Source organism: Allorhizobium sonneratiae (assembly GCF_023700755.1).
Taxonomy (GTDB): domain Bacteria; phylum Pseudomonadota; class Alphaproteobacteria; order Rhizobiales; family Rhizobiaceae; genus Allorhizobium; species Allorhizobium sonneratiae.
Genome location: NZ_JAMKOJ010000001.1, coordinates 652479 through 658848 on the forward strand (window position 1 = coordinate 652479; position 6370 = coordinate 658848).

A 6370-nucleotide genomic window follows, 5' to 3' on the forward strand; every position below is an offset into this window, starting at 1 on the left:
TCCGGGCGATCTCTCTTTTTGGTTTTGCGCATCTCATTCTCCCAGAAACGGCGGTCATTTTTACCTGACAGGCTGTCTGTCTTATTGTGCCACATGTCCAATATCGTTTAATGAGGGCACGGGAACGCGACATGTTCTCATTTGCCTTTATCCTGCCCCGGGAGGGATTGTGCGGATCGATCCTTCAGCGCATAGTCGGCCACGCATTTCGTCGGGACTGCTGATCTCACTGGTCTTTCACGGTGTTTTGCTGGCCCTGCTCCTGTTGCGGATTGTCTGGCCGGATGTCACGCCGCCGAAGGAGGAGAGTGTCAACGTGACGCTGACGCCGCCGCCTCAGCCGGAGAAGACGCCCCCTCAGGCAAAAGCACCTTCTCAGCCGAACAAGACGGAAAAAGCCAGGCTGCCAACACCTACGCCAGCCCCCTCTGCAGCACCTGCTCTGGAATCGGGCGCGCCGGATACGCGGGCAAAACCGGATCAGCCGGCCTCCACAGACAGTCCACCAACGGCTGAACCGGAAAAGTTCGCATCGGCAAAACCGCAGCCAAAGCAGGATCAGGCGGTCAAATCACAGGATAAACCGCAGCCGCAGGCAGCCCCTTCCGTCCCTCAGGATGTGTCGCCACCGAAAGTCGACAGGCCAGCAGATGTTGCTGAGCCTCAAAGGGAAAAGGCCGGGACCCGGTTTTTCAAAACCAGTGAGCAAGAGCCTGTTCCATCACAGCCGCACAAGCCGGATGTGACGGAAAACCACGATAAAGACGAGGACCATAAAGCGCCCCTTGCACCGTTGAAGCCGGTAAAGACGATCTATTCAAAAGCGATACTGTCCAATCCACATGTGCGTCAGGCGCTGGGGCACCTGCCTGTAGAGCAGCGCATCGTACAGATGTGCAGCATCGAAACATTGGAACAGATCAGGCACACCATGCCCGGCTCGTATCCCGATCTTCTGGTGCCCTTTTCCACCACGGGGGGCAGAATATCCGGCCATGTGCTCGACGCCAGCGGCGGAGCCTTCCGCAGTCGCGGTCAGTGGTATGACATCAGCTATCGTTGCGAGAGCGATGCCAAGGTGACGACCATTCTGTCCTACCGGTTTCAGATTGGCGAGCCTGTTCCCCGAGGCGAATGGGCAGCACGAAAGCTGCCCGCCAATTGATGGTCGTGCCAAAGCCTTATCGCCAGGCATGGTGTGATCGTGTGTTTTTACAATGGCTGGTTTTGTGAGGGGAAATATATTAAGATGTTTCTGAAATAAAATGTCTCTTCAAAGGGGAAGAGCGATGAAAGGTGTCATATTCACAGAATTCCTGCAGTTTGTTGCCAAGAGCTGGGATGAAAATCTGGTCGATGACCTGCTCGACGCGGCCGATCTGCCAAGTGGTGGCGCCTATACCACGGTCGGGACTTACGATCACCGAGAAATTGTCACGCTTTTGCGGCTGCTCAGTCAAAAGAGTGGCCTTGATGATGCTGAGCTGTTGCAGCGGTATGGTCGCCATCTTGCTCTGCGGTTTGCCCAGGATTTTCCAGAGTTTTTCGATCGCTGTGCCTGTCTGTTCGATTTTCTCGCCAGCGTCGATGCCTATGTCCATGTGGAAGTGCGCAAACTTTATCCCGATGCCGAACTGCCGAATTTTGAAATTCTCCAGCAAAAGGACAGTCTGTTTTCGATGATCTATCGTTCCGCGCGCGGCATGGAGGCGCTGGCTATGGGACTGATCGAAGGGGCGGCCATTCACTATGGTGTCAGCATTGCGCTTCAGGCTGAAAAAAGAAGTGAGGCTGTGATTTTCACCATTGAAGAGATGGCAGCATGAGTGTGGATCGAAATGAGGAACAGGATGGTGATGATCGCCTGCGCCGCCTGATGCGCCGCCTGGAACGGGAAAAGGCTGCGCGCCAGCAGGCGGAAACCTTGCTGGAGCGCAAATCCCGTGAGCTTTATCTGGCCAATGCCGAATTATCCAAGCTGGCCCATATGCTCGAAGAGCGTGTTGAAGAGCGCACGGCTGAATTGCTGAGCGAACGTGAACGCACGGCCACGCTGTCCCTGAAGGATCATTTGACCGAACTTGCCAACCGTCACCGGTTTACCGCGCATCTGTCCGATGTCTGCCGCAGGGTCAATCAGGACAAGGGGCGAGTGACGGTGTTTCTTGCCGATCTCGACAGATTTAAACTGATCAATGATCTGCATGGACATGAGGGCGGGGATTTTGTCTTGCGGGCGCTGGCGGGGCGTCTGCTGGATGTCGGACGCAAAGGTCTGTCGGCGCGGCTTGGCGGCGATGAATTTGCCGTTATCGTCGAGGATCTGGCTAGCGAGGAGGAAGAGCAGCAATTTGCGGACTGGTTGCTGGAGAGGCTGAAAGCGCCGATTTCCGCACACAATCGCCGCTTCAGTGTTTCAGCCTCCATTGGTTATGCCAGCCTGCCGGATCACGCTGTATCCTCGGCAGAGCTGCTGCGCCATGCTGAAATGGCGCTGGAGTGCGCCAAGAAGCTCGGACGTGGCCTCTGTGTCGGCTTTACACCCGATCTGGGGGCGGAAGAGGAGGAGCGGCGGCTTCTGGAGCTTGAACTGGCGCTGGCGGTGGATCGGGATGAAATTCTGCCCTGGTACCAGCCCGTTTTCGATGGGGTGAGCGGGCGCTGTCTCGGCGTGGAAGTTCTGGCGCGCTGGCAGCATCCTTATCGCGGTATCATTTTACCGGGTGGGTTCCTTCCGATTGCGGAGCAGCGTAATCTTCTCGATGGCATTTTTCAGCAACTCGCCCGCCGTGCCTTTTTGGATATGGCATCGCTGATCCGCACAGGCCAATTGCGCTATGTGTCCATCAACCTGTCTCCCCGGCAATTCCAGTCCAGCGATATCGTGGAGATCATCCATCGTCTTTTGAAAGAAACGGGATTTCCGCCAACCGCTCTGGTGGTTGAAATTACCGAGGATTTCATCATGACCAATCTGGCCTGTGCGTCCAGATCACTGAACAAGCTGTCCAGACTGGGCATCAAGATTGCTTTGGATGATTTTGGCACCGGTTATTCCAATATCGCCTCTCTTAGCAGTCTGCCCCTGCAGTGGCTGAAACTGGATCGCAGTCTGATCAGCCGTGTTGCGAATGATCATGTCGGCCAGGCAATCGTGCAGGCGGTCATGCAAATGGCCCAGGCTCTCGGTATCGATGTCGTGGCCGAAGGGATTGAAACCAGAGAGCAGGCGCAGTGGCTGGTGGATGCCGGCTGTCGCAAGCATCAGGGTTTTTTCTATTCGCGGCCGAAGCCTCTGGAACAGTTGCGCGCCGACCTTCTTGTCCCGCTGGAAAAGCTGCAAAACAGTATTTGATCCAGCCTTGCCAAATCGCGACATAGGAGAACCCGGATATGCGCCGAACAGCCTGTCTTGGCCGCTATGGTAGACACGGCAGCCTATCGGGCAGGATGTTCGGCTTCATGCTGCGTCACCCTGCGAACGGCACGGGCACGAACCTCAGGAGAAAATTTGTTCGTCGTTTTGCGTGTGATAAACCCCACGTCTCACGAGTTGGGGTTTCCGGCAAACTCGCAGAGGCTCAAAGTAGCAAAGTGTGATTTGAAAGCAGGATAGAAAAGTCCAGACAGTTGGCTTGCTCTCTCCATTCTTGCCCTGAACTTTCAGATGTCAGCTATCTGCGCAGACCAGAAACCAAAAGTAGCAAACGGTTGACTTTTATCCGCCCCGAAAAGTAGCATGCACTTTACATTGAAACTGAAGATTTAAATCCGTTTGTCGGCCTTGTGGGAAAGGCGGACAGGCGGCGTGGGGCAATTATGATACCGCAGCTTTTTGCGCCGGTCCGTGCGCTGTTCGACAGAACAGTGCCAGGGACGACGGCTTATGATCTTTCACCTTCACTGGTTACACCAACCAAAACCAACCCGCGCAATCAACGATTACGTTACCTGCGCCAGCACATAACCCGTGAGACAAAGGTGCTTGAAGTCGGTCCTCTGGCCGCTCCCGTGGTGCCGAAGCGGGAAGGCTACAATGTATTCATCGCCGATCACCTCGATCGCCAGGGTCTTATTGACTATTATGCCTATTCGGACCTTAAGCCTGAAAAATTTGAAGAGGTCGATTTCATCTGGAGTTCGGGCGATCTTGCAGATGCGGTGAGCCAGGACCATCACGGCACCTTTGATGTCATTATTTTGAGCCATGTGCTGGAACACTTGCCAAATCCGATCGGCTTTTTGCAGAGCTGCGCAACGCTCCTGAAAACCGGAGGATATTTAACACTGGCTCTGCCTGATAAACGCTATTGCTTTGACATGTTCAGACCATTGACAACGACAGGCCAATGGCTCACCGCATATGAGCAGTCATCGGCCTTCCATTCCAAGGTTGCCTATTTCGATTACGCAACGATGGTCGTCGCAAGCAAGTATAAGATTGGCTGGAACAAGCTTAACCACAGGCCGCAGGATTTGACGTTCATCCATATGGCGCTGAAAGATGCTTACAAAAAGCTCTTTGTCGATGATAATCGTGTTCAAAACGCTTATGAGGATTGCCACGCATCGGTTTTTACACCGGCAAGCTTTGCGCTGGTGGCACAGGAATGCCATGCGCTTGGTGTTAGCCCATTGGCTCTGGATTATGTCTCGACGACACACAAAGCCGAGTTTTTCGCTCATCTACGTCTCATCGATCGGGAACCGATCAATCATCACGACCGAATCCAGTTGATGGCTTTCGCAGCGCAAGAACAGGCTATCGGTTATCGCAGTGTGAAGATTGCAAAACTGCCCGTTTGGACAAGGATGATCCGGGCCTTGAAAGCTATGAAGAAGGCCTGAAGGCAGCGATATCGCCCGGACCGAGGCAGGCACCGGCACGGTCGGCCTTCTCTCGGCAAAGCTCGTGCTGAGGGTCGGCTGATGCGGTTTTCCCCTCTCATCCTTGCCCTGTTCGTGCTGCTGGTCCTTGCCGCACCCGCCGAGGCCGGACCCGTGGTCGTGGCCATCGTTGCCGTTGGCCAGATTGTCGGCGGCACGCTGACGATTGGCGGGCTGATCTCCGGCTTCGGCAAGATGCTGAGTCAAATTCTTCGACGTGATCGAAGGCGGCTGGTATGAGGCCTCCTGCTATTTCTACGGCCATCGCGGCACGAGCTTCAATGCCTACATGATCTTTACCGACAAGGACGGCAACTGGATTTCCTCACCGCAGCTCTGGTCGCAGCCCGCTGCCCAGAACGGCGATCCGAAGAACAGCCTTGCCAGCTATCTGCGCCCCTGGGCCAAGGCGCAGGCACCGGCAGGTGCGGTCAAAGCCTATGTCATCTGGCGCGCGGTCGGCTCCTCCACCTCCGGCGTTGTCAATTCCTATCTCTGGCTGACACAGCTTTATGTCGGGCGGGCCAAGGGGAACCAGACCGCAGCCTCGGACTGGCAACCGGCAGGCGCAACGCTGATCAATGGCGGCTCCATCGTTGCCAGCGCCATCACCACCGATCTGCTTGCTGCCAATGCCGTGACGGCGGCCAAGATTGCGGCAGGAGCCGTGACCGCAACCCAGATTGCTGCCGGATCGGTGACCACCGAGAAGATTGCCGCCAGCTCGATCACCGGCGACAAGGTGGCGGCCAACACCATCGGGGCCAACAACATTGCCGCAGGCGCGATTACGGCAAAGACCCTGACACTGACCGACTACACCAATCTTGTGCCCAACGGCAATTTTGCCACCACCGATCTGGCGGGTATCTGGTCGATCAACAAAGGAGCCTCGGACGATGTCGTCACCTTTGCCGACGGCTTTTCCTCGCAGGGGCCGAGGGCGATGCTGTTGCAGAAGAATACGCTCACCCCGGCGCATGATCTCTATATCGCCCTGTTGCCCGCCTATTACATCCCGGTCACCGGATCGGCGGTCTATCAGTATGACATCTCCGTCTGGTCGAATGTCGGCACATCATCGGGCGGCTTTTACGTCTGGCTGCAATGGTATGACGCGGGAAAAAACCTGCTGAGCAAGACCGATCTCGTCGTCAATGCCGCCATCACCGGCAGCCGGGTGCGCTATACCGCCCGCATCACCGCCCCGGCAGGCGCACGCTTTGCCCAGCTCGGCATCTACAGCAACGGCAACAACACCACGACGACCAATCTGCTGATCGACTATATCGCCTTTCGTTTGGCCAATGCCGCCGAGCTGATCGTCGATGGCTCGATCACCGCCAACAAGCTTGCCGTCAACAATCTCGCCGCGATCTCGGCCACGCTCGGCGATGTCGATATCTCCAGCGCCCGGATCGGCAATCTGCAGGTCGGGCGCTCGAACATTCCGACCGGGGCAATCTCGCGGGTGGACTTCAAC

Annotated in this window: 5 protein-coding genes and 1 pseudogene; all 6 read left to right on the top strand. The window is 56.0% G+C overall.

All coding sequences use genetic code 11. The annotated features are described in order from the left end of the window. Positions 1–169: 169 nt before the first annotated feature. Positions 170–1165, top strand: coding sequence for a DUF930 domain-containing protein (locus NAC44_RS21320; RefSeq protein WP_250937581.1), 996 nt, complete (start codon positions 170–172; stop codon positions 1163–1165). 124 nt (positions 1166–1289) lie between these two features. Next, complete coding sequence (locus tag NAC44_RS02925) at positions 1290–1826, top strand: heme NO-binding domain-containing protein (RefSeq protein ID WP_250937582.1); 537 nt, start codon at positions 1290–1292, stop codon at positions 1824–1826. Further along, the gene (locus tag NAC44_RS02930; protein WP_274706748.1) at positions 1823–3355 is read left to right on the top strand and encodes a putative bifunctional diguanylate cyclase/phosphodiesterase; all 1533 of its coding nucleotides are present in this window, start codon (positions 1823–1825) and stop codon (positions 3353–3355) included. Before NAC44_RS02925 ends, NAC44_RS02930 begins: the two co-directional genes overlap by 4 nt. 464 nt (positions 3356–3819) lie before the next feature. Next, on the top strand, positions 3820–4848 hold the full coding sequence (locus tag NAC44_RS02935) for a class I SAM-dependent methyltransferase (RefSeq protein WP_250937583.1): 1029 nt from the start codon (positions 3820–3822) through the stop codon (positions 4846–4848). 81 nt (positions 4849–4929) lie between these two features. Continuing rightward, a complete protein-coding gene (locus tag NAC44_RS02940) occupies positions 4930–5127 on the top strand; it encodes a hypothetical protein (RefSeq protein WP_250937584.1) in 198 nt (65 codons plus the stop codon). After that, positions 5105–6370: pseudogene (locus NAC44_RS02945) on the top strand (hypothetical protein); the annotation flags it as partial. The gene NAC44_RS02940 and the pseudogene NAC44_RS02945, both read left to right, overlap by 23 nt.